The organism is Xanthomonas axonopodis pv. maculifoliigardeniae, assembly GCF_041519315.1.
In the GTDB taxonomy this organism is placed as follows: Bacteria; Pseudomonadota; Gammaproteobacteria; order Xanthomonadales; family Xanthomonadaceae; genus Xanthomonas; species Xanthomonas euvesicatoria.
The window spans coordinates 2,584,401-2,608,804 of the sequence record NZ_CP167998.1 but is presented as its reverse complement, the minus strand read 5'-3'; the positions used below and the strand labels follow the sequence as shown (position 1 = coordinate 2,608,804).

The following is a 24,404-nucleotide window of genomic DNA, read 5'->3' as shown; positions in this document are numbered from 1 at the left end:
CGGCCGCCACGCAGACGCCGCCTGCAACGGCGTCATGCTGCAGGCGCTGCCGGCCTGCGGGGCCGGCTCACAGCACGCGCCGCACTTGGCCGCGTGCAAGCGTAATGTCGTGCGCCTGGGCGCCCCAGGCAATGCGGGTGCGGGTGCCGCCGACACTGCGCACGCTGACCTGCGTCGGCACGCCGTTGCGCCACGCCATATCCACCGTGAATCCGCCGCGTGCGCCCAGGCCGGTAACGCGGCCTTGCGCGGCCCAGGCCTTGGGCAGTGCGGGCAGCAGCGTGATCTGGCCAGGGCGCGAATACAGCAGCATTTCCAGCATTGCGGCCGGGGTGCCGAAGTTGGCATCGATCTGGAACACCCCGCCAAGGGTGGGGTCGCCGTGCTGGCTGAGATCGTAGATATCGAACAGATTCGGCGCGGTGCCATTGCTGTGACCGATCGAGGGTTTCAGATTGGTCAGCACCAGCGCATAAGCACGCTCCGCATCGCCCAGTCTTGCCCAGCACAGCGCCCGCCACGCGCAGGCCCAGCCAAAGCTCTGCATGCCGCGCGCTTCCAACAGCCTGCGCGCTGCTTCCACCTGCGCGGGCGGCCCCAGATCCGGGTGCAGGCGATGGCCGGGGAATAAACCCATCAGCGGCGACAGGTGCCGGTGATGGGCTTCACCCAGGTCGGTGGGGGACATCCATTCCTGCAATTGGCCGCTTAGCGGGCTGATTTCCGGCAGGTACAGACGCTGCTGCAGCGTGGCGACGGTCGCGGCGTAGGCCGCGTCGCGGCCAAGCAGGGCGCTGGCCTGGCGGTATTGCCCAAACAACGTCCACACCAGTTCCTGCGCGTAGGCAATACCGCGCGCATTTTCCGGGCCGTGCTCGGGTGACCAGTCATGGTCGTCGACCAGGCACTGTCGCGTGTGCCCGTCTGCATCGGCGACCTCCATCGCGATCAAGCGCGCCTGCCAGAATTCGCAGGCGCCCTTGAGCAGCGGATAGATGCGCGTGAGCTCGCCCCGGTCCTGTGTGAACTCGTAGTGCTGCCACAGGCTGTCGCATAACCATGCATTGCCTGCCGGGTGCCAGTACCAGCCGTTGCCGCCGAACGGATTTGTGGAAATGGCCACGGTCCAGCCGGCGATCTTGCCGGATGTATTGCGAAAACGATTGCGCGGGTCGTTGAAATGGGTCTGGGTGATGCGTGTCCAGGACGGCAACTGCGCCAGGCAATAGCGTGTCAGCGCATCGACGCAGTTGCCCAAGCCGGACGGGTCCGCCAGCCAGTAGTTCATCTGCAGATTGACGTCGCTGTGGTAATCGCTCATCCAGGGCGGCTCGTTGTTTTCCAGCCACAAACCCTGCAGGTTGGTGGGCAATCCATCGCGCGAGGCGGCGATGGTGAGATAGCGGCCAAATTGCAGATAGGCCACTTCCAGTTCCGGGTCGGGGAGCGCAGGTGCCGCGGCGCGGGCCTGGATTCGCTGCCAGGTTTCCAGGCCGCGCTGCGCATCGCTGGACTGGCCAAGCTCCACCTGCAACGTGTCGAACAGCGCACGGTGATCGGCGACATGGGTATCCAGCAACAGCGCCGCAGGCACTGAAGCGGCGGCCTGTGCGCGGTGGCGCGCCCGCGCAAGCGGGTCGCGCGTGGGGTCGCGCGTGGGGTCGCGCCAGCCGCGTGCGCCATCGGCGGCGTAATCGGTGTCGCCGCACAACACGATGGTCAGGCCACGGCAGTCACGAAACTGCAGGAGGCCGTCGCCTGTTTCGAGACTGCCATCGTCGCTGTGCACGCGCAGCGCTGCGGCATAGCGCAGGCCGTTATCGAGCTGGCCGGCGAAGCGCAGCCCAGCGTCGCCGTCGGCGCGACCGGCGCCGGCATGCGTATCGATCAGGCGAATGCGGCCACGGTGGCTGCCTGCGCCTTCGCAATCCAGGCGCAACACGATGGCCGCATCCGGGTGGCTTGCGAACAGCGTGCGCGTATAACGCGTCTCGCCGATGCGATAGCGCACGCGTACGCAGCCGTTGCTCATGTCCAGTTCGCGCTGGTAATCGAACACCTGCGCCTGCGCATGCCCTTCCAGTTCCACGAACAGTTTGGCCAGCAGCATGAAGCTGCCGAAATCTTCCTTGGTATACGCAAACTGGCCATCGTCCTGCAGCGCTGCGTTGCTGCCGCCCGACCAGAGGCTGCCTTCGGAAACGAACAGCGTCTCGCAGGCAGGAGCCCCGCCGCAGAGCGCACCGAGCCGGCCATTGCCGATCGGCAGTCCTTCACGCAACAGCTGCGCATCGGCGGCAGGTGCCGCATAGGGCAGGCGCAGCGCCTGCTCGGGCGGCAGCAACGGCGAACGGGTGGGGCGTACCGGTGGCGTGGTCGCGTCGCTACCGCCTGCACGGCCGAGCAACGGCAACAGCGCGGCCGCACCGAGGTGGGTGAGCAGGCGACGGCGGTGTGGGTCAGCGCAGGCGTGTGAGGGGATATCGCGCATACGAGCGGTCGCTGCAATCGTGGGATCAAACGTTGTAAAGCATCTGCCGCGCCTGCGGAAGCGTGCGATTTGCCGGTGGGCCAATGACGTTTGGTTGGCTTGGTGCTGGCTTGCGCGCACCGATCCGAGACTGGCGTGCAAGGGATGCAACGCACGGCATGGTCATTTCAGGACAGCACCAAGGCGCTGCCTTGCCGCCAATCGGCAGCACGTGCGCGCCGCAGCGTGGCCGACCCGGTACCTTCGACACTCCCGCAAGCCAGTTGTCTGTGTCTACGCTGCTGCAGTTGTTCATCCTGCCCACCGTTGCTGCCGGAGATTCCATGCGCCGCCTTGCCGCCTGCCTGCTAGCCACCGCCATTGCCGCCGCCACCGGCACCGCGATGACGCAAACCTCGCCGATGACGCCGGACATCACCGGCAAGCCGTTCGTGGCTGCCGATGCGAACAACGACTACATCAAGCGCGAGGTGATGATTCCGATGCGCGATGGGGTCAAGCTGCACACGGTGATCGTGCTGCCGAAGGGCGCCAGGAACGCACCGATCATGCTGACACGCACGCCTTACGACGCCAGTGGCCGCACCGAACGGCTGTCCTCGCCGCATATGAAGGACCTGCTGTCTGCCGGCGACGACGTCTTCGTGGAAGGCGGCTACATCCGTGTGTTTCAGGACGTGCGCGGCAAATACGGTTCCGAAGGCGATTACGTGATGACGCGCCCGCTGCGTGGGCCGCTCAATCCCAGCGAGGTCGACCATGCCACCGATGCCTGGGACACCATCGACTGGCTGGTGAAGAACGTCAAGGAATCCAATGGCAAGGTCGGCATGATCGGCTCGTCCTACGAAGGCTTCACCGTGGTGATGGCACTGACCAACCCGCATCCGGCGTTGAAGGTGGCGGTGCCGGAAAGCCCGATGATCGACGGCTGGATGGGCGACGACTGGTTCAATTACGGCGCGTTCCGCCAGGTGAATTTCGATTACTTCACCGGCCAGCTCAGCAAGCGCGGCAAGGGCGCCGGCATCGCGCGTCAGGGGCACGACGATTACAGCAACTTCCTGCAGGCCGGCTCGGCCGGCGACTTCGCCAAGGCCGCAGGTCTGGAGCAATTGCCGTGGTGGCACAAGCTCACCGAACACGCCGCCTATGACGCGTTCTGGCAGGAGCAGGCGCTCGACAAGGTAATGGCGCGCACGCCGCTGAAGGTGCCCACGATGTGGCTGCAAGGCCTGTGGGATCAGGAAGACATGTGGGGGGCGATCCACAGCTACGCGGCGATGGAGCCGCGCGACCAGCGCAATACGCTCAACTACCTGGTGATGGGCCCGTGGCGCCACAGTCAGGTGAACTACGACGGCAGTGCCTTGGGCCCGCTGAATTTCGAAGGCGATACCGCGCGCCAGTTCCGTTCCGAGGTGCTGCGCCCGTTCCTGGACCAGTACCTGGTCGATGGCGCGCCCAAGGCAGACACGCCGCCGGTGTTCATCTACAACACCGGCGAAAACCATTGGGACCGCCTCAAGGCGTGGCCGCGCAGTTGCGACAAGGGCTGCGCCTCGTCCAGCAGGCCGCTGTATCTGCAGGCCGGCGGCAAGTTGTCGTTCCAGCAACCGGTGGCCGGGCAGGCGGGCTTTGAAGAGTACGTGTCCGACCCCGCCAAGCCGGTGCCGTTCGTGCCGCGCCCGGTGGACTTTGCCGACCGCGCGATGTGGACCACCTGGTTGGTGCACGACCAGCGCTTTGTCGATGGCCGCCCTGACGTGCTGACCTTCGTCACCGAGCCGCTGACCGAGCCGCTGCAGATCGCCGGTGCCCCAGAAGTGCATCTGCAGGCCTCCACCAGCGGCAGCGACAGCGATTGGGTGGTGAAGCTGATTGATGTGTATCCGGAGGAGATGGCGTCGAACCCGAAGATGGGCGGCTACGAGTTGCCGGTGTCGCTGGCGATCTTCCGCGGCCGTTACCGCGAGAGCTTCAGCACGCCCAAACCCTTGGCCTCCAATCAGCCGCTGGCATTCCAGTTCGGCCTGCCAACCGCCAACCACACCTTCCAGCCGGGCCACCGGGTGATGGTGCAGGTGCAGTCCAGCCTGTTCCCGCTGTACGACCGCAACCCGCAGACCTACGTGCCCAATATCTTCTTCGCCAAGCCCGGCGATTATCAAAAAGCCACGCAGCGGGTATACGTGTCCCCCGAGCAGCCCAGCTACATCAGTCTGCCGGTACGTTGAGCGCGGGCGCCGCGTGCCGGCGGCGTCCACGCATCTTCCAGCAACTGCGGGCGGCAGGCTACCCAGGCGGCGGCCAGCTGCACCAGCAGGCAGATGACCAGGAACACGAACGGGGAGGTCCAGCCGCCGCTGTGCGCGTGCAGCCAGCCGAACAGGAACGGACCCAGGCAGCTCACCGCATAGCCCACGCCCTGCGAGAAACCGGACAGCGCGGCCGAACCGGCCGCCGTGCGGCTGCGCTGATTCACCAACACCAACGCCAGCGGAAACGTGCTCGGCCCCAGGCCGAGCAGGGTCACCCACAGGACCGGTGCGGCCAGCGGCGCCCACCACAGCCCGGCGAACGCGACCAGGTGGCAGGCTGCGCATAGCAGCACGATCGGAAACGGATTGCGCATGCGCACCGCCAGCGCCGGCATGGTCAGCGCGCCGACCATGCCCAATGCCGCGAACAACGCCACCATGGTGCCGCCGAACGCAGGCGATGCACCGGCTTCGCGCAGCAGCGTTGGCAGCCAGGTGAACATGGAATAGGTCACCAGCGAGGTCATGCCGAAGGTCACCGCCATGCTCCAACCCAGCGCCGTACGCGCGACGCGGCCTTCGGCTTCGGGCGTGGGTGTGACCGGTGCCGGGCCGGTGGCGCGGATGCGCCGATGGTTGGCGTGCACCAGGGCCCACGCCGCCGTTGCCAGCAGGGCCGGCAGCACCCACGCCACCATCGAACTGCGCCAACCCAGCGCATCGGCCACCGGCACTGCCAGCAGGGCCGGCAGCAGCGTGCCGACCTGCAGCACGGTGATGTACAGCGTGCTCACCCGACCCACGCGGTCGCCGAAGTAGCGCTTCACCAGCGGCGGCAGCACCACGTTACCCATGCCCATGCCAGCCAATGCCACCAGCGAGCCGACCAGCAACCCGGTGGTGCCCGGCAGCAGCGGGCGCAGCACCAACCCCAGCGTGGCCAGCGCCATCGACAACAGCGCCACGCGCAGCAAGCCGAAACGGCGCAGCAATGCGGGCGTTGCCACGCCGGTGAGTGCGAACGCTGCGGTCGGCAACATGCCGAGCGCACCCATGGTGGGCGCGCCGAAGGCGTACTCGTCGGCAATGCGTTCCAGCAGCGGCGTCAGCGACGTCACCGCGGTGCGCAAGTTGAATGCGGACAGCAGGATCGCGGCCAGCACCAGCCCGCGACCACGCAACTGGGCGGACGAAGAAGACGCGGCAGTGACAACAGACATGACAGACCATCCGCGTCGCGCACGTGCGTGCAACGACGCCTGAAAACACAAAACCGGCACAAGGCCGGTTTGTGTTTTGAAACTGGTCGGGGAGACAGGATTCGAACCTGCGACCTCTACGTCCCGAACGTAGCGCTCTACCAGACTGAGCTACACCCCGAAGGAGCCGCGTATGTTACATAGGGAATGGGGAATCGGCAAGCATCTGATGAAATTATTTTACTGAGGCGGCTCGCCACGCTCGGGCTCGCGTGCTTCGAACCACATGCCGTTGAGCACCGCGGCCAATGCCGCCAGGCCGGTGCCAAGTATCCATGCGAAATACCACATTGGTGTGCTCCTCGAATCGTTGAACAGGATGATGGTGGCGCGCGGTGCGGCAACGGCAGCGCAGGCGCTGCGATCGCTGCCGCGGCGCTCAGTACGCGTTGGGGTTGGCCGTGACCGCATCGTCGGTGACCTTGCCCTTGAGCACGCGATACACCCAGCTCGTGTACGCCAGCACGATCGGCATGAACACGGCAGTGGCCAGCAACATGATCCACAACGTAAGACGGCTACTGGATGCATCCCACACCGTCAGGCTCGCGCTTGGCGCGCTGGAAGAGGGCAGCAGGAACGGGAACAACGCAAAGCCCACCGTGAACACGATGCCGACGATGGCGCTGCCGGAGGCGATGAAGGCCAGGCCGCCGCGCCGCAGGCGTAAGCACACCGCGCTCATCGCAAGCCCGACCAGGCCCACCAGCGGCGCCATCAATGTGGCCGGCATGCTGCTGTAGTTGTGCAACCAGCCGCCCGCGGCGGTGAGCGCAGCGGTCTTGCCGAGCGGGTTGGTGGCCGCATCGGTGGCCAGCACCGAGGTCACCGCATAGCCGGGCAGACCCAGCGCCACCCATGCGCCGCCTGCTGCAAACAGTGCCAGCGCACACAGCGCGGCGATGCCGCCGAAACGTGCCGCGCGCTCGGCCACCGGTCCATCGGTCTTGAGCACCAGCATCGCGGCGCCATGCGCGAGCAGCATCGCCACGCTGAGCAAGCCGGCGAGCAATGCGAACGGCGTCAGCAACCCGAGCAGGTTGCCGGTGTAGAACGTGCGCATGCTGTCGTCGAAGTGGAACGGCACACCCAGCAGCACGTTGCCGACCGCCACGCCCATGATCAGCGCCGGAATGAAGCCGCCGACGAACAACGCCCAGTCCCAAGTGCTGCGCCAGCGCGGACTCACCAGTTTGCCGCGGAACTTGAAACCGACCGGGCGCAGGATCAGCGCGAACAGGATCAGGAACATCGCCAGATAGAACCCGGAGAAGCTCACTGCATACAACGGCGGAAACGCGGCAAAGATCGCGCCGCCGCCCAGGATCAACCACACCTGGTTGCCTTCCCAGACCGGGCCGACGGTGTTGATCACCAGCCGGCGTTCGGCATCGTTGCTGGCGACGAACGGCAGCAGCGCGCCCACGCCCAGATCGAAGCCGCCCATCACCGCGTAGCCGGACAGCAGCACGCCGAGCAGCAGCCACCAGATCACGCGCAGGGTCGTGTAATCGAGCAATACGAAATCCATGATGTCTCTCCTTCGCTTACGGTGCGCTGCCGGCCACGGCACCGGAACTCAGCGGTGCGTGACGCGACGGGGCATGGTCCTGCAGGGCGGCGGGCAATGCGTTGGGCAGCATCGGTGGGAACAACACCTCCGGGCCCTTGTTGATGGTCTTCAGCGACAACTTGATCGCAATCACCAACAACGTCGTGTACAGCGCGGTGAAGCCCACCAGCGTCATCACGATCTCGTAAAGGTCCAGCCCCGAGGCGGCGTAGAACGTGGGCAGCACGCCTTCCACCGCCCACGGCTGGCGGCCGTATTCGGCAACGAACCAACCACATTCGATCGCGATCCACGGCAGCGGCAACGTCCACAGGGCCAAGCTCAGGAACCAGCGTTTTTCCTGGAAGTTGTGCTTGCAGGCAAACCAGAAGGCGACAGCGAAAAACGCGATGAGATACATGCCGATGGCGGCCATGATGCGGAAGGTCCAGAACAGCGGCAGCACGCGCGGTACGGTGTCCATCGCGGCCTGGGCAATCTGCTCCGGCGTGGCGTTGCCGATATCGTCGCGATAGCGCTTGAGCAGCAGGCCGTGGCCCAGGTCCTGCCAGTGCGCATCGAAAACCTTGCGTGCTTGGGCGTCGTTCTTGTCGGCGCGGATGCGTTGCAGTGCGCCGTAGGCGATCTGACCGCCGCGGATGCGGTGTTCGGCACGGCCGACCAGTTCGAGAATGCCTGGAATTGGCTCATCCAGCGAACGCGTGGCGATCAAGCCCATCAGGTACGGAATCTTGATGGCGTAATCGTTGCGATGGGTGGTCTGGTTCGGAATGCCGAATGCAGTGAAGTCGGCCGGTGCGGCTTCGGTTTCCCACATCGCTTCGATGGCGGCCAGTTTCATCTTCTGGTGTTCGCTGGCGGCGTAGCCGCTCTCGTCGCCCAGCACCACCACCGACAGCGACGACAGCAGGCCGAACGCTGCAGCCACCGCAAACGAACGCCGTGCCATTTCAATATGCTTGCCTCGCAAGAGATAAAGCGCACTGATCGACATCACGAACACCGCGCCCAGCACGTAGCCGGCACTCACCGTATGCACGAACTTGGCCTGCGCCACCGGGTTGAACAGCACTGCCACGAAATCCACCACCTCCATGCGCATGGTGTCGGGGTTGAACACCGCGCCGGCCGGATTCTGCATCCAGCCGTTGGCGATCAGGATCCATAACGCGGAGAAGTTGCTGCCCAGCGCCACCAGCCAGGTGGTGATCAGGTGCTGTACCTTGCTCAGGCGATTCCAGCCAAGAAAGAACAGGCCCAAGAAGGTGGCTTCCAGAAAGAACGCCATCAGTCCCTCGATCGCCAGCGGCGCACCGAAGATGTCGCCCACGTAATGGCTGTAGTACGACCAGTTCATGCCGAATTCGAATTCCATCACGATGCCGGTGCCGACACCCATGGCGAAGTTGATGCCGAACAGCACACCCCAGAACATGGTCATGCGCCGCCAGATCTGCTTGCCGGTCATGACGTAGACGCTTTCCATGATGCCCAGCAGGAACGACAGACCCATGGTGAGCGGTGGAAAGATGAAGTGGTACATCGCGGTGACTGCGAACTGCAGCCGCGACAGTTCGACAACTGTCGAGTCGATCATGGCGGGTGGGCCTGGTTGAGGGTCGGTAAGGAATGTGGCGATCATCTGCCGCCATCGCGCCGGCCGCGTTGATCCAAATCAATGCGGTCCTGAACAGGTGCGTCACACTGTCCATCCCCGACCGGGAGGCGGCGACTTACAATCGCGTGCAATGCGCAGTCTTCAGAAGAGCGACGTGAGCCAGCCCAGCGTGCAAGCCAGCGAAACGCCCGCCCAGCGCCGTCAACGCGGCCACTGGCTGGATGCGCTGGCCGCATCGGCCACGCGCGCGCGGCGGCTCGCCGGCGTGGCGGTGGCGTTGTCGGGTGCGTTGCTGCTTGTGCAATCGGCTGCGATTGCCTGGCTGGTACAGGCGGTACTGGTGCAGCACCTGGCAATGGCGCAATTGCGCAACGTGGGCGCGGGGTTGCTGGTTGCGCTGATCGGGCGCGCGCTACTTAATGCCTGGGCGCAATCGTTGACCGGCGATGTGGCCGACGTGGCCAAGCGCGAACTGCGCGCGCGCATTGCGCAACGCCTGGTGCAGCACGGGCCGCTATGGTTGCGCCGGCAACGCAGTGGCGAACTGGGCGAGTTGAGCCTGGCGCATACCGATGCGCTGGAAGGCTATTTCGTCGGCTACCAGCTCGCTCGCATCGAAATGGTGCTGGTGCCGCCGCTGATTCTGATCGCGGTGTTTTCGGTCGATTGGGTGGTCGGGCTGGTGTTGCTGCTCACCGCGCCGCTGATTCCGTTCTTCATGATGCTGGTGGGGTGGGGCGCCGAGGCCGCAGGGCGCGAACAACTCGGCGAACTGGCGCGCATGGGCGGGCATTTTGCCGATCGCCTCAAGGGCCTGGGATTGCTGCGCGTGTATGGCCGCGGCCAGGCTGAATTGCAGGGCATTGCCGCCGCTGCCGAGGGCGTGCGCGAGCGCTCGCTGAAGGTGTTGCGCATCGCATTCCTGTCCTCCACCGTGCTGGAGTTCTTTGCCTCCGTCAGCGTTGCGATCGTAGCGCTGTACTTCGGCTTGAGCTATCTGGGCATGCTGCATCTGCACGGTATGCCGTCGCTGGGTGCCGGCATGTTCTGCCTCTTGCTGGCGCCGGAATTCTTCGCACCGCTGCGGCGCTTGGCCGCGCATTACCATGACCGCGCGAACGCCTTGGCTGCCGTGGCCGAAGCCGAGCGCTTGCTGCAGGGTTTCCAGCCGGATGCCGCCGCGCACACCGCAGTGCTACCCGCACGTGCCCTGGAGCCGGCGCAAGCGCATGCGCCCTTGTTGCAGGCACGTGGATTGGCGCTGCGTCCTGCCGGCGCGCCGCAGGTGGTGGTCCAGGAGTTCGCACTGACGCTGGAGCCCGGCCAGCGCGTTGCGGTGATCGGTGCCAGCGGCAGCGGCAAGAGCACGCTGCTGGAAGGGCTCGCCGGTTGGCTTGCACCCGAGGCGGGCAGCGTGGCCGTGCGCCCGGGGGCGCGCATTGGATATGCCACGCAGCGGCCCTACCTGTTTCACGCCAGCATTGCCGACAACCTGCGCCTGGCCGACCCGCAGGCCAGCGATGCGCGCCTGCACGCGGTGGCCGAGGCGGCGCAGGTGCTGCGCTTTACCGCGCACTTGCCGGCCGGCCTGGACACCGTGATCGGCGAGCGTGGCTTTGGTTTGTCCGGTGGCGAAGCCCGCCGCGTGGCGTTGGCGCGATTGTTGTTGCGCGAGCCGGAGGTGTTGCTGCTGGACGAACCCACCGCCTTTCTGGACCCGGACACCGAAGCGGAATTGCTGCGGACGCTGGGCATCTTTGCGCGCGGCCGTGCGGTCGTTCTGGCGACGCATAGCGCTGCGGCGATGCGTTGGGCCGACACGGTGATCGATCTGCGCGGCGTGCCGGTCACGCTGGAGGCACCATGAGCCGCCCCCAGCCTGATCGTTTGCGCGATGTGTTTCGTCTGCATGCCTGGCGCCTGCTGTTGTCGGCAGTGCTGGTGCTGGTCACCATGCTTGCCGGTGTCGGCCTGCTGGGCTTGTCCGGCAGCTTCCTGACCGCCGCTGCGCTGGCAGGCGTTGCCGGCATGGGGACCGGTTTCAACTTTTTCTCGCCGTCGGCCGGCATTCGCGCCTTGACCTTCGCGCGTATCGTGTCGCGTTACGGCGAAAAGTTGATCGGGCACGATGCCACCTTGCGCATCGCCCGCGATCTGCGGGTGTGGTTCTTTCGCCGCGCCTTGCCGCTGGCGCCCGGGCGATTGTCGGCCACCCGGACCGGCGATCTGCTGGCGCGGTTGATGTCCGACATCGGCGAGGTCGACGGCCTGAGCGTGCGCGCGTTGGCACCGCTGGCCGCATTGCTCGGCATCTGGTTAGGTGGTGTCGCCGCCGCTGCGCTGATCTATCTCCCCGCTGCGTGCTTGTTGCTGGTGCTTGGCATGTTGATCGGCGGGCTGGTGCCGTGGCAGGTGGCACGTGGCGGCGCGCAGCGCGAGCAGTTGCGTGCACAGCAGCGCACGGCCTTGCGCACGCAGGCCTTCGAAGGCCTGGAGGGCGCGGCCGACCTTGCTGCGGTCGACGCGCAGGGCGCCTGGCTGCAGCGCAGTGACGCCGCCGCCGCCGTCACCGGCGGCGATCGCATCCAGCGCAGACGGCTGATCACAGGCAACCTGCTGCATGCGCTCTGCGGCGGGCTGGGGCTGGCCAGCATGCTGTGGCTGGCACTTGGCGCGGCCGAACGCGGGCTGATCGCCGCCGAGCTCGCTGCGGGGTTGGTGTTTTTGACCATGGCATTGCTGGAAGTCTGGGCCGGTGCCGGGCTGGCATTGCAGGCGCTGCAAAGCGCACGCGTTGCCGCCAGGCGCCTGCAGGCCATCGTCGATCAAGCACCATCGGTGAGCGATCCGGCGCACGCGATCGACGTGCCGCGCACCGGCACGTTGCAATTGCAGCAGGTGTCGTTTGCCTGGCCCGGTAGCGTGCGCCCGGTGCTGCACGCGCTCGATCTGACCCTGGCGCCGGGCGAGCGCATTGCCATCAGCGGCGATAGCGGCAGCGGTAAAAGCACAGTGTTGGCGTTGTTGCTGCGCCTGTGGGATCCGCAGGCCGGGCAGCTGCGCTACGCGGGCATCGACCTGCGCCACCTCGCACAGGCGCAATGGCACCAGCGTATCGCCTGGCTGCCACAGAACGCGCCGGTGTTTGCCGGCAGCGTGCGCGAAAACCTGCTCATCGGCGACGCCGCTGCCGATGATGCCGCACTGTGGCAGGTGCTCCAACAGGTGCGCCTGGGCGCGTGGGCCAGCGCGAACGACGGTCTGGACACCTGGGTTGGCGAAAACGGCGCCACGCTGTCTGCCGGCCAGGCGCGCCGGCTCGCCCTCGCGCGGGCACTGCTGCGCGATGCCCCGATCCTGTTGCTCGACGAACCCACCGATGGTCTGGACGTGGATACCGCCCACGCGCTGTTGGTCGACCTGGCCGCCGCACTCGGCGAACGCTCGCTGGTGATGATCACCCACGACGCGCTGCCGCCCGGTGTCGTGCAACGGCATTACCGGATGCGTGAGGGAACGCTGGAGTTGCTCGACCAGAACGCATAGCCGATCACCGAGGTCCTCGAACGTGGTCACAGGGTGGGAGTTGATCGCCGGGCCGCGCGTTGTTGATCGCGTTCAATCAAACAGCACCGCAAGCGCGGCCATCAGATCGGTCTCGGTCACTGCCAGTACCAGTGCACTGACATTCAACGCTACCGTGAGCCAGAACCTCAGCTGAAACGCCGCCTTGCTGCACTTGTGCCGGTAGATTTCCTGCGCCAGCAATGCACCTGGCCAGCCACCGATCAGCGCCAGCAGGTGCAAGCTGGATTCGGGTATGCGCCATTGATTGCGTTGCGCGGCCGACTTGTCCATCGCATAGATCAGCAGGGTGACCAGGCTGGCCGCCGCGTACCAGAGCGGGACGATCACCGGTACCACGTGCATCAGCGTGGCCGCCGCCAACGCGAGCATCGACACCGCAGCCAGCGTCTTGCGTGGCAAGCCGCTGCGACGCTGTTCGGTCCTGGCGGCGATGGTACGGTCTGCCCACCGCACTTGCGTGGCATTCAGGCGTTTGTGCGCATCGCGTTCGATTGCATACGTGATGATCTCCCCATCGCGCGGGCGACGCGTCTGCCGTGCAAATGCGCTGATATGGACGAATGCGCGGTCGCCACCACCATGGGGCGTGACGAAGCCAAAGCCCTTGTGATCATTCCAGTCGCTGAGACGTCCCTGATAGCGCATTCGCGTTGCTCTGTTGGATGGTGTGGCTTGCCGGTGCGATCTGCGCGCATATCACGCATCAACTGCCCAGCCGGAAAAAACAGCGGTGACGGTCGTCATCTTCCAGCAGCATCGGCCGAGATCCGGCGGCGCAGAGCGACGTTCAAGGAACTCAACAGTCCTGCAAAAAATCGCGGACCGCTGGGCCGAAGCGGGCGAAATCGACCAGGAACGCGTCATGGCCTTGCGGCGAATCCAGGCCGATGAAGTGCGCATCGGCGCCGCCGGCACGCAGGCCGTCGGCAATCTGCTCCTGCTGCTGCACCGGGAACAGGATGTCGGTGTTGGCACCGATCGCCAGCGCACGCGCGATGCGGATACGCGCCAGGCCGGCAAGCACCGTGTCGGCGGTCGAGACGCCGGCCTGCGGCTTGGCAGAGGCGGGCAGGGCATCCGCATGGGCGTGGTCGATGGCAGCGTCGGCAGCCGGTTGCTCGTCGACATACTCGGCCAGGTCGAACCAGTCCATCGAGCGGCTCAGGTATAGATAGCAGTTGGGGTCGAAGAAGCGCACGAAGCGGCGTGCGTGGCCTTCCAGATAGCTTTCCACCTGAAATTCCAGCCCGAACGGATCATCGGCCGCCTGCTCGGAATCCAGTCGCACGCGGCCGAAACGACCGTCCCATTCCAGCGCCGAGCGATAGGTGATCACGCCGAGCTTGCGCGCCATGCGCATGCCCGATTCCGGGTAGCGGGCATCGTCGTAGTGGCCGCCGTTCCAGTGCGGATCCAGCCGGATCGCCTCGCGTTGCAACGAGCGGATCGCGATCGAAAACGGCAATGCCTGCGCGCTGCCGGAGATATTGATATGGCTGCGCGCGATGCCGGGATGACGCAGCAATAGCGCCAGCGCGGTCATACCGCCCATCGAGTTGCCGATCAGGCAGGCCAGTTGCGCGATACCCAGTGCGCGCACCACGTCGGCTGCGGCATCGGCCACGTCTTCGATCGACAAATCCGGAAAGGTGAGGCGATACGGCGCGCCGGTGGCGGGGTTCACCGAGGCCGGCCCGGTCGAGCCCTTGCAACTGCCCAAGGAATTGACGCAGACCACGAACCAGCGTGCGGTATCGATCGGCTTGCCCGGGCCTAGCATTGCTTCCCACCAGCCCGGCTCGGGGTTGGCCTGGTGTGCCGCCGCGTGCGCATTGGGCGACAGGCCGGTGACGATCAGGATCGCGTTGCTGCGATCTGCGGCCAGCGTGCCCCAGGTCTCGTACGCCACGCGTGCCTGATGCAGCACGCCACCGCGTTTCATCGGAAACGGCGAGGGCAGGGCGTGGTACAGCGTGCCGGCAGGGATGAATTCAGTCATGGGCCAATTCTAGCTGGCACTGCGCGAGGGTGCTGGGGCGCATGTGAGATGGGAAATACACGCAGCGAGGAGCGCTCATTTGATACGCGATTAGGCTGCTGGCCGGCGTACATTCGTCTGCATGCGCATGTAGACAACGGAACATTCGGCTCAGCAGGCAATTTCGCAAACGCCGCTCGATCTGTGTCGATGCACGCGTGATGTACTTTCAGTACAGCGGCATGGCTGCACGAAGATCGAGTGTTTGCCCGCATCAGTTAGGGCGATGACCTCGCCCATCACGCGCAATGCGTCAGCCATCAGCGGCCGATCACCAGTTCCACCGGCGCGGCCGCAGGCAGTGCGACTGTCACCGGTGCGCTCTCCACGTCATCGGCCTGGCGCATGGCGTTGCCGCTGCGCGACAGCCGTGCCAGCAGCTGTACGTTGTCCAGCGACGACAGCGTGCGCGTCGGCATCGGGCTGTCGCCATCGTCCAGCGTGATGGTCAATGGAAGCTCGCGCAGCGCGTGTTTTTCCACCGCCACCGGCATCGGCGTGTCGGCCGCGCGCGCGATCACGAACACGCTGGTATCGCCGGGCAGTCCGGCGCGCTTGGCGAATTCGGCATCCAGCGTCACGCGCACCTGGATGGGTTTGCCATTGGCTGCAGCGGCGGTAGGCGCAGCCGGTGCCTGGATCGGCTCGAGCCTGGCGTCGTGTCGGGCGGCATTGATCTGTTCGAGCAGGCCGGGGCGGGTAGAGGCATCGACCACGCGCAAAAGTGGCTCCCATGTCGCACTGGCCTTGGCCGGCTCACCGGCTTGGCGCTGCACCACCCCCAGGAACCAGCGCGCGCGTTGGTGGTCCGGTTGCACCGCCAGCGCGTGTTCGAGCAGGCGCATGGCTTCCGGGTCCGGGCGGCCGCTGTCGTCGGCAAGCATGCGCGCCTGCGCCGCGGCGACCAGCACGTCCGCTTCGTCCGGACGGAGTGCGACCGCGCGTGCGAAGGCATCGCGCGCTTCGGCAAATTTCTGCTGGCTGGACAGTGAGCGCCCCAGCAACACCCAGCCCTCGGCCTGTTCGGGGTGACTGGCCAGCGCCGCGCGCAGCTGCACGATGGCATCATCCAGCGAACGTGGCGTGGCCGGGCGATCGGTCGGCTGCGTGATGGCGCCTGGCGCCCCGACCAGCCAGTACAACGCCGTGCTCGCGGCCAGCAGCAACACTGCCACGCTTGCGGCCAGGCCGCGCGCTTCGCGCCACAGCGGGCGCAACACCACGCCGAAGGCCAGTAGCGCAATCACGATCCCCGCGACGATAAAGCCGGCCATCACCACTCCTGCTCATCGGCAGGCACGACAGGCGCGGCCACGCTGCGTTTGCGTACCACCCGCACCACGGCGCCCGCGCCCAGCAGCAACACCAGCAGCGGACCGAACCATAGCAGCCAGGTGCGCGACTCCACCCGCGGGCGATACAGCACGAACTCGCCATAGCGCGCGACCAGGAACTGGCGGATCTGCGCATCGCTGCGGCCCTCGTGCATCAGTGCCAGCACCTCGCGGCGCAAGTCCTGCGCAATCTGCGCGTTGGAATCGGCCAGCGACTGGTTCTGGCATTGCACGCAGCGCAACTCGGCGGTGAGTGCGTGAAAACGCGCCTCCTCTTCGGCCGATGCATAGCGCAGCGGCGCCGGGTCGCCGACCGGCTGGGCGAATGCCAGCCAGGGCAGTAACACTAGCGTCAGCAGCCAGCGGGTCATTGTTTGGCGTGCAGGTCCGGTGCTGCGGTGGGCGAACGTTCGATCTTGCTTAGCGCCGGAATCAACTGGGTGTCGATGATGGATTGGGTCAGCATGCCGCTGTACTTCCAACGCACCACGCCACGCCCGTCGACCAAGAAGGTTTCCGGCGCGGCAGCAATGCCGAAATCGATGGCGGTGCGGCCATCCTGATCGGCGACCACCAGCAGATACGGGTTGCCGAGTTGTTCGAGCCAGCGCAGCGCATCGTTGCGCTCGTCCTTCCAGTTGTAGCCGATCACGCGTACGCGCTTGGTCAGCGCGAAGCGGCTCAGCACCGGGTGTTCTTCGCGGCAGGCCGGGCACCAGCTGCCCCACACGTTGATGATGTACGGCGCGCCGCGCAGTTCGCGCGCATGCACCATGATGGCCGGGTCGTGCAGCAGCGGCAGCGCGAATTCCGGCGCCGGTTTGCCGATCAACGCAGAGGGCAGGGCATCGCGATCGTCCTGACCGGAGCGCACCACCGCGTAGACCAGCAGCGCTGCCAGGGCGAGCAGCAGCACGATGGCGCCCACGAGAACCGCAGTGGGCAGGCGGGGCGAACGTGACTCAACCATCTTGGATCTCCGGAGAACGACGAAAACGCCGGTCGGCCGCGGTCACCAGGCCGCCAAGCGCCATCAGCAGCGCTCCCAGCCAGATCCAGCGGACGAACGGTTTGAGGTGGACACGCACCGCCCAGGCCTGGTTGCCCAGCGGTTCGCCAAGGGCGACATACAGGTCGCCAAACGGGCCAGGACGAATCGCCGCCTCGGTCAATGTCTGGCCACCGCTGGCGTAGCGGCGCTTTTCGGCCTGCAGCGCGCCCACCGGCGCATCGTCCTTGAGCACCTGCAGGTTGGCACGGTCGGCCACGTAATTGGGCCCGCGCAGTTCTTCCAGCCCGTCGAAATGCAGGGCATAGCGGCCGATCTGCACCTGTTGCCCGGGCGCCAGCGCCACTTCGCGCTGCAGGCTCAATCCCTCCACCAGCAGGGCACCGGACAGGAACACCGCAACGCCCAGGTGCGCCAGCACCATGCCCAGCATCTCGGCGGTGAATCTGCGCCCCTTGGCTGCCCGCCGCGTCCACAGGAACCGCGCGGTGCCCAGCAGCACCCAGGCTGCACCGGCGACACCGAAGGCGGCTTTCAACTGTCCCTGCGGCGCGACCAACCAGGCCAGCACGCCGGCCGCCAGCGCCAGGCCTGCCCACGGCGCCAGCATCGCCAGCGGCCGCGAGGCCTGTTCGCGCTGCCAGCGGGTGAGCGGGCCGAACGGCAGCAGCGCCACCAGCGGCGCCATCAGCACCACGAACAAGGTGCCGAAGTAGGGCGGGCCGACCGACAACTTGCCCAGTCCCAACGCATCGGCGAGCAGCGGGTACAAGGTGCCCAGCAACACCATGGCGCAGGCGCAGGTGAGCAGCAGGTTGTTCAACAGCAGCAAGGTTTCGCGCGAGCTGCCGGCGAATGCGCGACGCGGATCGTCCGCCACCGACAGAAGCGGCGCGCGCAGGGCATACAGCAGCAACGAACCACCGACCACGGCCAGCAGGAATACCAGAATGAACAGCCCGCGCGACGGGTCGGCGGCGAACGAATGCACGCTGGTCAACACGCCCGAGCGCACCAGGAAGGTGCCCAGCAGCGACAGCGCGAAGGCGGCGATTGCCAGCAACAAGGTCCAGCTGGCGAAGCTGCCGCGCTTTTCGGTCACCGCCTGCGAATGCAGCAGTGCGGTGCCCACCAGCCACGGCATGAAACTGGCGTTCTCCACCGGGTCCCAGAACCACCAGCCCCCCCAGCCCAGCTCGTAATACGCCCACCAGCTACCGAGCGCGATGCCCACGGTGAGCATCGACCAGGCGACATTGGTCCACGGCCGCGTCCAGCGCAGCCAGCGCGCATCCATACGGCCTTCCAGCAGCGCGGCGATGGCGAACGCGAACGGCACCGCAAAGCCGACGTAGCCGCAATACAGCATCGGCGGATGGACGATCAGCCCCGGATCCTGCAGCAGCGGATTGAGGTCGCCACCTTCCGGCGGCACCGGAAACAACCGCGCAAACGGGTTGGAGGTGAACAGCAGGAACGCCAGAAACCCAATACTCACCAGCGCCATGACGCCGAGCACGCGCGCGATCACATGCGCCGGCAGCTGCCGCGACCAGATCGCCACCGCGCCGGTCCACAACGCCAGCACCAGCGTCCACAGCAGTAGCGAGCCTTCGTGCGCGCCCCACACCGCCGAATAGCGGTACATCACCGGCAGCAGGCTGTTGGAATTCTCGGCGACGTAGCGCACCGAAAAATCCTGCACCAAGAAGGCATGCGTCAACACGGCAAAGGCCGATGCGATCAGTGCCAGCTGCACCAGCGCTGCCGGCCGCGCCACGGCCATCCAGCTGCTGCGTCCGCGTTGTGCGCCTGCCAGCGGCACCACGGCCTGCACCAGCGCCACCAGCAGGGCCAGCACCAGCAGGAACGTCCCGAGTTCAGGAAGCATCGGGTCGGCGCGTTGTCGAGCGTGGGTCCGTGCCACGACGGCAGGTGCATTGCAGAGTTCGCATTACTGCAGCGGTTGCACCTGCTTGCCAACGCACGGCGACATCGTTAGCCACGCACCCGCCGCGCAAGCCACCTGTCTGCAGAAATGCCGATCTCCTGACACACGCCATCAATGCAGCTCTCCAGCTTGGCCCGCAGCTGTCGGCACATCGTGCTTGCGATGCGCGCTGCCCATCTTGTCGGCGACTTCCTTCGGCATATAGGTTTCGTCGTGCTTGGCCAGCACATCTTCGGCGACGAAGATGCCGTTCTGCATGCGGCCGGTGGCCACCACTGCCTGCCCCTCGCGAAACAGGTCCGGCAGGATGCGGTCGTAACTGACGGGCAATTGCGCATCGCCATCGGTGACGCGGAATTGCGCTTCCAATGCACCGGAGGCGCGTTTGAACGAGCCTTTTTCGACCATGCCGCCAAGCCGGAAGCGCGAATGCGCGCCGGCATCGCCACGCAGCACTTCCGAAGGCGTGTACAGGTAGGCCACGTTGCGCTGCAAGGCCATGGCCACCAGCGTGGTTGCCAGCCCGCCGGCCAGCACCAAGGCCAGCACCAGCCACAGGCGGCGGCGACGTTGCGGGTTCACCGGATCAACTCCGCGTCGCTGGGCACCGCGCGCTTGCGCTCGCGCAGACGGCGCGCCTGGGCGGTCTTCAGGGCGCGACGTACCTGCCAACGGCCGGCGATCAGATCCCACAGCAGCACCAGCACGAACACCGCATAGGCGGCGATGACGTAAGGCAGGTAGCTCATGCCGCACTCTCCTGCGCATCGCGCACGATCCAGGCCTTGCCCGCCTCGCGGCGCAGGTTGTCGGCGCGCGCGCGCGTCAACAGCGACCCGACAAACCAGAACTTGGTGCCGATCACCATCAACCACAGCGGCAGCAGCATGCTTGCGTCGATGGTGGACGGACCAAGCAGGCGGATGCTCTGGCCCTGATGCAGCGAATTCCACCACACCACCGAATAGCGGATCACCGGCAGCAGCGCCACCCCGACGATGGCCAGCAACGCCGCCGCGCGCGCCGCCTGACGGCGGTCGTCGATGGCGTGATACAGGCCGATCACGCCCAGATACAGAAACAGCAGGATCAATTCGGTGGTCAGGCGCGGGTCCCAGTCCCACCAAGCGCCCCACATCGGTTTGCCCCAGATGCTGCCGGTCAGCAAGGTGATTACGGTAAACGCAGCGCCGATCGGCGCGCACGCCATCGCCAGGATCTCGCAGATCTTGATGCGCCAGATCAACGCGATGGCCGCATACAGCGCCATCAGCCCGAACACGAACAGGCTCATCCACGCGCTCGGCACATGGATGTAGAGAATACGAAAGCTGTCGCCTTGCTGGTAATCCGCCGGCACCGCAAACAAGGCCTGCCAGATGCCCACGCCCAGCAGCAACGCGGCCAGCGCGTAGCACCAGGGCGCCCAGCGCGCAGTAAAACGGTCGAAGATCGGGGGCGATGCGAGTTGGTGGAACCAGCGGACGACGACGTTCATGCGATGGCAGTAGCCTTTGGAATGGCATTGGCTCTCGAAACAGCAACAACGCGTTGTGCGGGACGTGCTATCGACAATGCATCGAGTGCAGCGCTCAACTCAACGAAATGCGGATCGCGGCCGCCGCAGCCAGCGGTGCCAGGACCACGCCGATCACCAGTCCGGCGCCCAACAACAACAACGCACCCACCGCATCCTGCCCTTGTCCGCTGGCCGCCACGCTGCCGGCACCAAACACCAGCACCGGCACGTACAGCGGCAACGCCAGCAAGGCCACGAGAATACCAGAGCGCTTCATCGTCACCGTCAGTGCCGCAACCACAGCGCCGAGCAGGCTCAGGAGCGGCGTTCCCAGCGCCAACGATGCCAGCAGCACAGGTAATTGGTCATGCGGCAGGTGCAGCAATTCGCCCAGCAGCGGCGTCACGGCAATCAGCGGCAGCGCACTGGTCGCCCAATGCAGCAGCACGCGCACTGCGATCAACCAGGCCAACGGCACCGGTGCCAGCAGCCACTGCTCCATCGAGCCGTCTTCCACATCGCTGCGGAACAAGGCGTCCAGCGACAGCAGGCCAGCCAGCAACACCGACAGCCACAGCACCGCCGGCGCGGCCTGCGCAAGCAGGTCCGGGCGTCCGCCCAGTCCCAACGCGAACAACACCACGATCAGCAATGCGAACAGTGCCGGCTGCAATGCATCGCTACGGCGTCGCCACAGCAGGTGCAGGTCGCGGGCAAGCAGGGCGCGGGCCGCCTGCCAGAGCGAGGGTTGCGGCGAATGCGTGCTCATGCCGCAGCCTCCAGCGTGAGCATGCGGGTGCGCACCGGTGGCGCTGCATACGCACCGTGCGTGGTGACCAGCGCCGCGCCACCGCCGCGCAGATGCGCGGAGATCATTCGGTTAACCAGGGTGATGCCATCCAGATCCAGATTGGCGTACGGCTCATCCAGCAACCAGAGTGGTGCCGGCGACAGCCATAGCCGTGCCAGCGCCAGCCGCTTGCGCTGGCCAGCCGACAATTGCCGCACCAGCGCATCTTCGTAACCGGCCAGGCCGACGATCGCCAGCGCGCTGCCGGGCATCTGCTTGGCGCGACGGCCGTGCAGGCCGCACAGGAAGTGCAGGTTCTCCAGCGTGCTGAGGTCGGCCTTCAGGCCGGGCAGGTGGCCGAGGTAGGCCATGAAGCGGCTGCGGTCGCCGCGCTTGGCGGTCTTGCCATCGATCTGGATCTGCCCGCGCTCCACATGCAGCAGGCCAGCCAGCACGCGCAGCAACGTGGTCTTGCCGGCGCCGTTGTCGCCTTGCACCAGCAACGCTTCGCCGGCATCGACATGGAAATCCAGCGGGCCAAACACCGGCTCCTCGTTGCGGCTGAAGGCCAGGGCGTGCGCCGCCAGCAGCGGCGGTGCGGTGTGCAGCGGTTCGATCATCGGTGCAGCAGGCTCGGGTCGCAGGACGGCATGGGGGAGGGCCGGGCAGACACGCGCCGGACCGGGCGCGCATTGTAGCGACGATGGTGGCATGCCGGGGACGCCTGCGGCAGCGCCGCAGCCGCCGCGATGTGTCAGGGAACGCTGTTTTGCAGCGTCCGGGCGCAACCGGCTGGCGGCTTTGCGTACACTCGCGGTCCCCCGTTTCTTGATCCGGACAGGCACCATGCCCCTCACGACCAAGCTGCCCAAGGTGGGCACCACCATCTTCACCGTCATGTCGCAGCTGGCGGCCGAGCACGGCGCGGTCAATCTGGGCCAGGGCTTTCCCGATTTCGCGGTGCCGCAGCGGCTGGTCGACGAACTGAGCAAGGCCATGGCGGCCGGCCACAACCAGTATCCACCGATGACCGGCGTGGCCGCGTTGCGCCAGGCCATCGCCGGCAAGGCACAGCGCTGCTATGGCGCGCAGGTCGATGCCGACACCGAGATCACCGTCACCAGCGGTGCCACCGAGGCGATCTTCAACGCCATCCACGCGGTGGTGCGCGCCGGCGAAGAGGTCATCGTGCTGGACCCGGCCTACGACTGCTACGAGCCGGCGATCGATCTGGCCGGCGCACGTGCCGTGCATGTGGCGCTGCACCCGCAGACCTTTGCGGTCGACTGGGCTGCGCTACGCGCCGCGATCACCCCCAAGACGCGCCTGTTGATGATCAACTCGCCGCACAACCCGTCTGGCGCGATGCTGTCGGCCGAGGACATGCAGACGCTGACCGAGCTGTTGCGCGGCACCGACATCTTTTTGCTGTCCGATGAGGTCTACGAACACATCGTGTTCGATGGCCGCCGGCACGAATCGGTGCTGCGCTGGCCGGAACTGCGCGAGCGCGCATTGGTGATTTCCAGCTTCGGCAAGACCTACCATTGCACCGGCTGGAAGATCGGCTACGCCATCGCACCGCCGGCGCTCACGGCCGAATTCCGCAAGGTGCACCAGTACAACACCTTCACCAGTTTCGGTCCGGCCCAGCACGCCTTCGCTGCAATGATCCGCGACGAGCCCGAACACGACGAGCAACTGGGCGCGTTCTACCAAGCCAAGCGCGACCGCTTCCGCGAACGGCTGCTGGCCACGCGCTTGAAGCCGTTGCCTGTGCCCGGCGGCTACTTCCAGCTGGTGGACTACTCAGCCATCAGCGATCTGCCCGATACCGAATTCGTGAAGTGGCTGACGATCGAGAAGGGCGTGGCCGCGATCCCATTGTCGCCGTTCTACCAGAACGCGCCTGCAGGGCAGCGCCTGGCGCGGCTGTGCTTTGCCAAGAACGATGCGACGCTGGATGCGGCGATCGAGCGCCTGCGTAGGCTCTGACGAGCCGGGAATCGGGATTCGGGATTCGGGATTCGTAAGAGCGGTCGGCCGCTTTTTGATCTGAATTCGCACTGGCTCGATGACATAACGCCCTCATTAAACCGCTGTCCGATTCCCTATTCCCGATTCTCCTTTCCCGAGTCTCACCATGCATGACCTGCGCATCTCCCTGATCCAAGGCGACACCCGCTGGCATGACCCGGCCGGTAACCGTGACTATTACGCTGCGCTGCTGGAGCCGCTGGCCGGGCAGACCGATCTGGTGATCCTGCCGGAAACCTTCACCAGCGGGTTTTCCAACGATGCCATCGACAAGGCCGAAGACATGGACGGGCCGACGGTGGAGTGGGTGCGTGCACAAGCCGCACGGCTAGGCGCGGCGGTGACAGGCAGCGTGCAGTTGCGTACCGACGCCGGTGTGTTCAACCGGCTGCTCTGGGCCACGCCCGATGGATCGCTGCAGTATTACGACAAGCGCCACCTGTTTCGCTTCGGCAACGAGCATCTGCGTTATGCGGCCGGGCGCGAGCGGCTGACGGTGGAATGGAAGGGTTGGCGGATCAATCCGCAGGTCTGCTACGACCTGCGGTTTCCGGTGTTCTGCCGCAACCGCTTCGATGTGGAACGCCCGGGGCAGATGGATTTTGATCTGCAAGTGTTCGTCGCCAACTGGCCGTCCGCCCGCGCCTACGCGTGGAAGACGTTGCTGCGCGCACGCGCGATCGAAAACCTGTGCTTCGTGGCGGCGGTCAACCGGATTGGCATCGATGGCAACCAACTGCATTACGCCGGCGACAGCGCGGTGATCGATTTCCTCGGTCAGCCGCAGGTGGAAATCCGCGAACGCGAGCAGGTGGTCACCACCACCATCAGCGCAACTGCGCTGGCCGAGCACCGCGCCCGTTTTCCCGCGATGTTGGATGCAGATCGGTTCGAGATTGGGGATTAGCGATCCGGGATCGGCACAGGCTGCTGCCG

At 66.1% G+C, this 24,404-nt stretch carries 21 protein-coding genes and 1 tRNA gene; 5 read left to right on the top strand and 17 right to left on the bottom strand.

Annotated elements, in window-relative coordinates; translation table 11 throughout:
• Positions 1 to 67: 67 nt before the first annotated feature.
• Entirely contained in the window at positions 68 to 2,491 is a 2,424-nt protein-coding gene (locus ACDH77_RS11370) for a glycosyl hydrolase family 95 catalytic domain-containing protein (protein ID WP_218488437.1), read from the bottom strand.
• 323 nt (positions 2,492 to 2,814) lie between these two features.
• Here ACDH77_RS11370 and ACDH77_RS11365 point away from each other — a divergent pair, with 323 nt between their 5' ends.
• Entirely contained in the window at positions 2,815 to 4,728 is a 1,914-nt protein-coding gene (locus ACDH77_RS11365) for a CocE/NonD family hydrolase (RefSeq protein ID WP_218488436.1), read from the top strand.
• Here ACDH77_RS11365 and ACDH77_RS11360 read toward each other — a convergent pair.
• From ACDH77_RS11360 to ACDH77_RS11340, 5 genes are all read right to left on the bottom strand, one after another.
• Entirely contained in the window at positions 4,704 to 5,972 is a 1,269-nt protein-coding gene (locus ACDH77_RS11360) for an MFS transporter (RefSeq protein WP_218488435.1), read from the bottom strand. The two genes, ACDH77_RS11365 and ACDH77_RS11360, sit on opposite strands and share 25 nt — an antisense overlap.
• 83 nt (positions 5,973 to 6,055) lie before the next feature.
• Positions 6,056 to 6,132 (bottom strand) — tRNA-Pro (locus ACDH77_RS11355).
• A gap of 59 nt (positions 6,133 to 6,191) precedes the next feature.
• A complete protein-coding gene (gene cydX, locus ACDH77_RS11350; RefSeq protein ID WP_008573380.1) occupies positions 6,192 to 6,302 on the bottom strand; it encodes a cytochrome bd-I oxidase subunit CydX in 111 nt (36 codons plus the stop codon).
• An 88-nt stretch (positions 6,303 to 6,390) separates the two neighbouring features.
• Positions 6,391 to 7,542, bottom strand: a complete 1,152-nt coding sequence (gene cydB, locus ACDH77_RS11345) for a cytochrome d ubiquinol oxidase subunit II (protein ID WP_011347694.1) — start codon at positions 7,540 to 7,542, stop codon at positions 6,391 to 6,393.
• Positions 7,543 to 7,558: 16 nt separating this feature from the next.
• Positions 7,559 to 9,181 (bottom strand): cytochrome ubiquinol oxidase subunit I, encoded by a 1,623-nt coding sequence (locus ACDH77_RS11340; RefSeq protein ID WP_218488434.1) that lies wholly within the window; start codon positions 9,179 to 9,181, stop codon positions 7,559 to 7,561.
• Between the two features lie 151 nt (positions 9,182 to 9,332).
• Between ACDH77_RS11340 and cydD the strand changes: the two genes are divergently transcribed.
• Entirely contained in the window at positions 9,333 to 11,069 is a 1,737-nt protein-coding gene (gene cydD, locus ACDH77_RS11335) for a thiol reductant ABC exporter subunit CydD (RefSeq protein WP_031422989.1), read from the top strand.
• Positions 11,066 to 12,748 (top strand): thiol reductant ABC exporter subunit CydC, encoded by a 1,683-nt coding sequence (gene cydC / locus ACDH77_RS11330; RefSeq protein ID WP_372353458.1) that lies wholly within the window; start codon positions 11,066 to 11,068, stop codon positions 12,746 to 12,748. Before cydD ends, cydC begins: the two co-directional genes overlap by 4 nt.
• A gap of 72 nt (positions 12,749 to 12,820) precedes the next feature.
• Here cydC and ACDH77_RS11325 read toward each other — a convergent pair whose 3' ends face one another.
• The 11 genes from ACDH77_RS11325 to ccmA all read right to left on the bottom strand — a co-directional run bounded on the left by ACDH77_RS11325 (position 12,821) and on the right by ccmA (position 22,051).
• Positions 12,821 to 13,435 carry a DUF1294 domain-containing protein gene (locus ACDH77_RS11325; RefSeq protein ID WP_031422985.1) on the bottom strand — a complete coding sequence of 205 codons (615 nt, stop codon included), beginning with the start codon at positions 13,433 to 13,435 and terminating at the stop codon, positions 12,821 to 12,823.
• A 151-nt stretch (positions 13,436 to 13,586) separates the two neighbouring features.
• A complete protein-coding gene (locus ACDH77_RS11320) occupies positions 13,587 to 14,789 on the bottom strand; it encodes a homoserine O-acetyltransferase (protein WP_031422982.1) in 1,203 nt (400 codons plus the stop codon).
• 299 nt (positions 14,790 to 15,088) lie between these two features.
• On the bottom strand, positions 15,089 to 16,102 hold the full coding sequence (locus ACDH77_RS11315) for a tetratricopeptide repeat protein (RefSeq protein ID WP_031422980.1): 1,014 nt from the start codon (positions 16,100 to 16,102) through the stop codon (positions 15,089 to 15,091).
• The gene (locus ACDH77_RS11310) at positions 16,102 to 16,533 is read right to left on the bottom strand and encodes a cytochrome c-type biogenesis protein (protein ID WP_031422978.1); all 432 of its coding nucleotides are present in this window, start codon (positions 16,531 to 16,533) and stop codon (positions 16,102 to 16,104) included. Before ACDH77_RS11310 ends, ACDH77_RS11315 begins: the two co-directional genes overlap by 1 nt.
• Entirely contained in the window at positions 16,530 to 17,132 is a 603-nt protein-coding gene (locus ACDH77_RS11305) for a DsbE family thiol:disulfide interchange protein (RefSeq protein ID WP_031422976.1), read from the bottom strand. The genes ACDH77_RS11310 and ACDH77_RS11305 overlap by 4 nt, the downstream gene beginning before the upstream one ends.
• On the bottom strand, positions 17,125 to 19,062 hold the full coding sequence (locus ACDH77_RS11300) for a heme lyase CcmF/NrfE family subunit (protein WP_011347686.1): 1,938 nt from the start codon (positions 19,060 to 19,062) through the stop codon (positions 17,125 to 17,127). The genes ACDH77_RS11305 and ACDH77_RS11300 overlap by 8 nt, the downstream gene beginning before the upstream one ends.
• Before the next feature lie 171 nt (positions 19,063 to 19,233).
• The gene (gene ccmE, locus ACDH77_RS11295) at positions 19,234 to 19,704 is read right to left on the bottom strand and encodes a cytochrome c maturation protein CcmE (protein WP_011347685.1); all 471 of its coding nucleotides are present in this window, start codon (positions 19,702 to 19,704) and stop codon (positions 19,234 to 19,236) included.
• Positions 19,701 to 19,871: a heme exporter protein CcmD gene (locus tag ACDH77_RS11290; protein WP_008573809.1), complete on the bottom strand. Its 171-nt coding sequence runs from the start codon at positions 19,869 to 19,871 to the stop codon at positions 19,701 to 19,703. Before ACDH77_RS11290 ends, ccmE begins: the two co-directional genes overlap by 4 nt.
• Positions 19,868 to 20,620, bottom strand: a complete 753-nt coding sequence (gene ccmC / locus ACDH77_RS11285; RefSeq protein ID WP_008573810.1) for a heme ABC transporter permease CcmC — start codon at positions 20,618 to 20,620, stop codon at positions 19,868 to 19,870. Before ccmC ends, ACDH77_RS11290 begins: the two co-directional genes overlap by 4 nt.
• Positions 20,621 to 20,714: 94 nt before the next feature.
• Positions 20,715 to 21,410: a heme exporter protein CcmB gene (ccmB, locus tag ACDH77_RS11280; RefSeq protein ID WP_008573811.1), complete on the bottom strand. Its 696-nt coding sequence runs from the start codon at positions 21,408 to 21,410 to the stop codon at positions 20,715 to 20,717.
• Complete coding sequence (gene ccmA / locus ACDH77_RS11275; protein ID WP_008573812.1) at positions 21,407 to 22,051, bottom strand: heme ABC exporter ATP-binding protein CcmA; 645 nt, start codon at positions 22,049 to 22,051, stop codon at positions 21,407 to 21,409. Before ccmA ends, ccmB begins: the two co-directional genes overlap by 4 nt.
• Before the next feature lie 226 nt (positions 22,052 to 22,277).
• Here ccmA and ACDH77_RS11270 point away from each other — a divergent pair, with 226 nt between their 5' ends.
• Both ACDH77_RS11270 and ACDH77_RS11265 read left to right on the top strand, forming a co-directional pair.
• Positions 22,278 to 23,426, top strand: coding sequence for a pyridoxal phosphate-dependent aminotransferase (locus ACDH77_RS11270; protein WP_031422969.1), 1,149 nt, complete (start codon positions 22,278 to 22,280; stop codon positions 23,424 to 23,426).
• Between the two features lie 148 nt (positions 23,427 to 23,574).
• A complete protein-coding gene (locus tag ACDH77_RS11265; RefSeq protein WP_031422967.1) occupies positions 23,575 to 24,375 on the top strand; it encodes an amidohydrolase in 801 nt (266 codons plus the stop codon).
• Positions 24,376 to 24,404 lie beyond the last annotated feature (29 nt).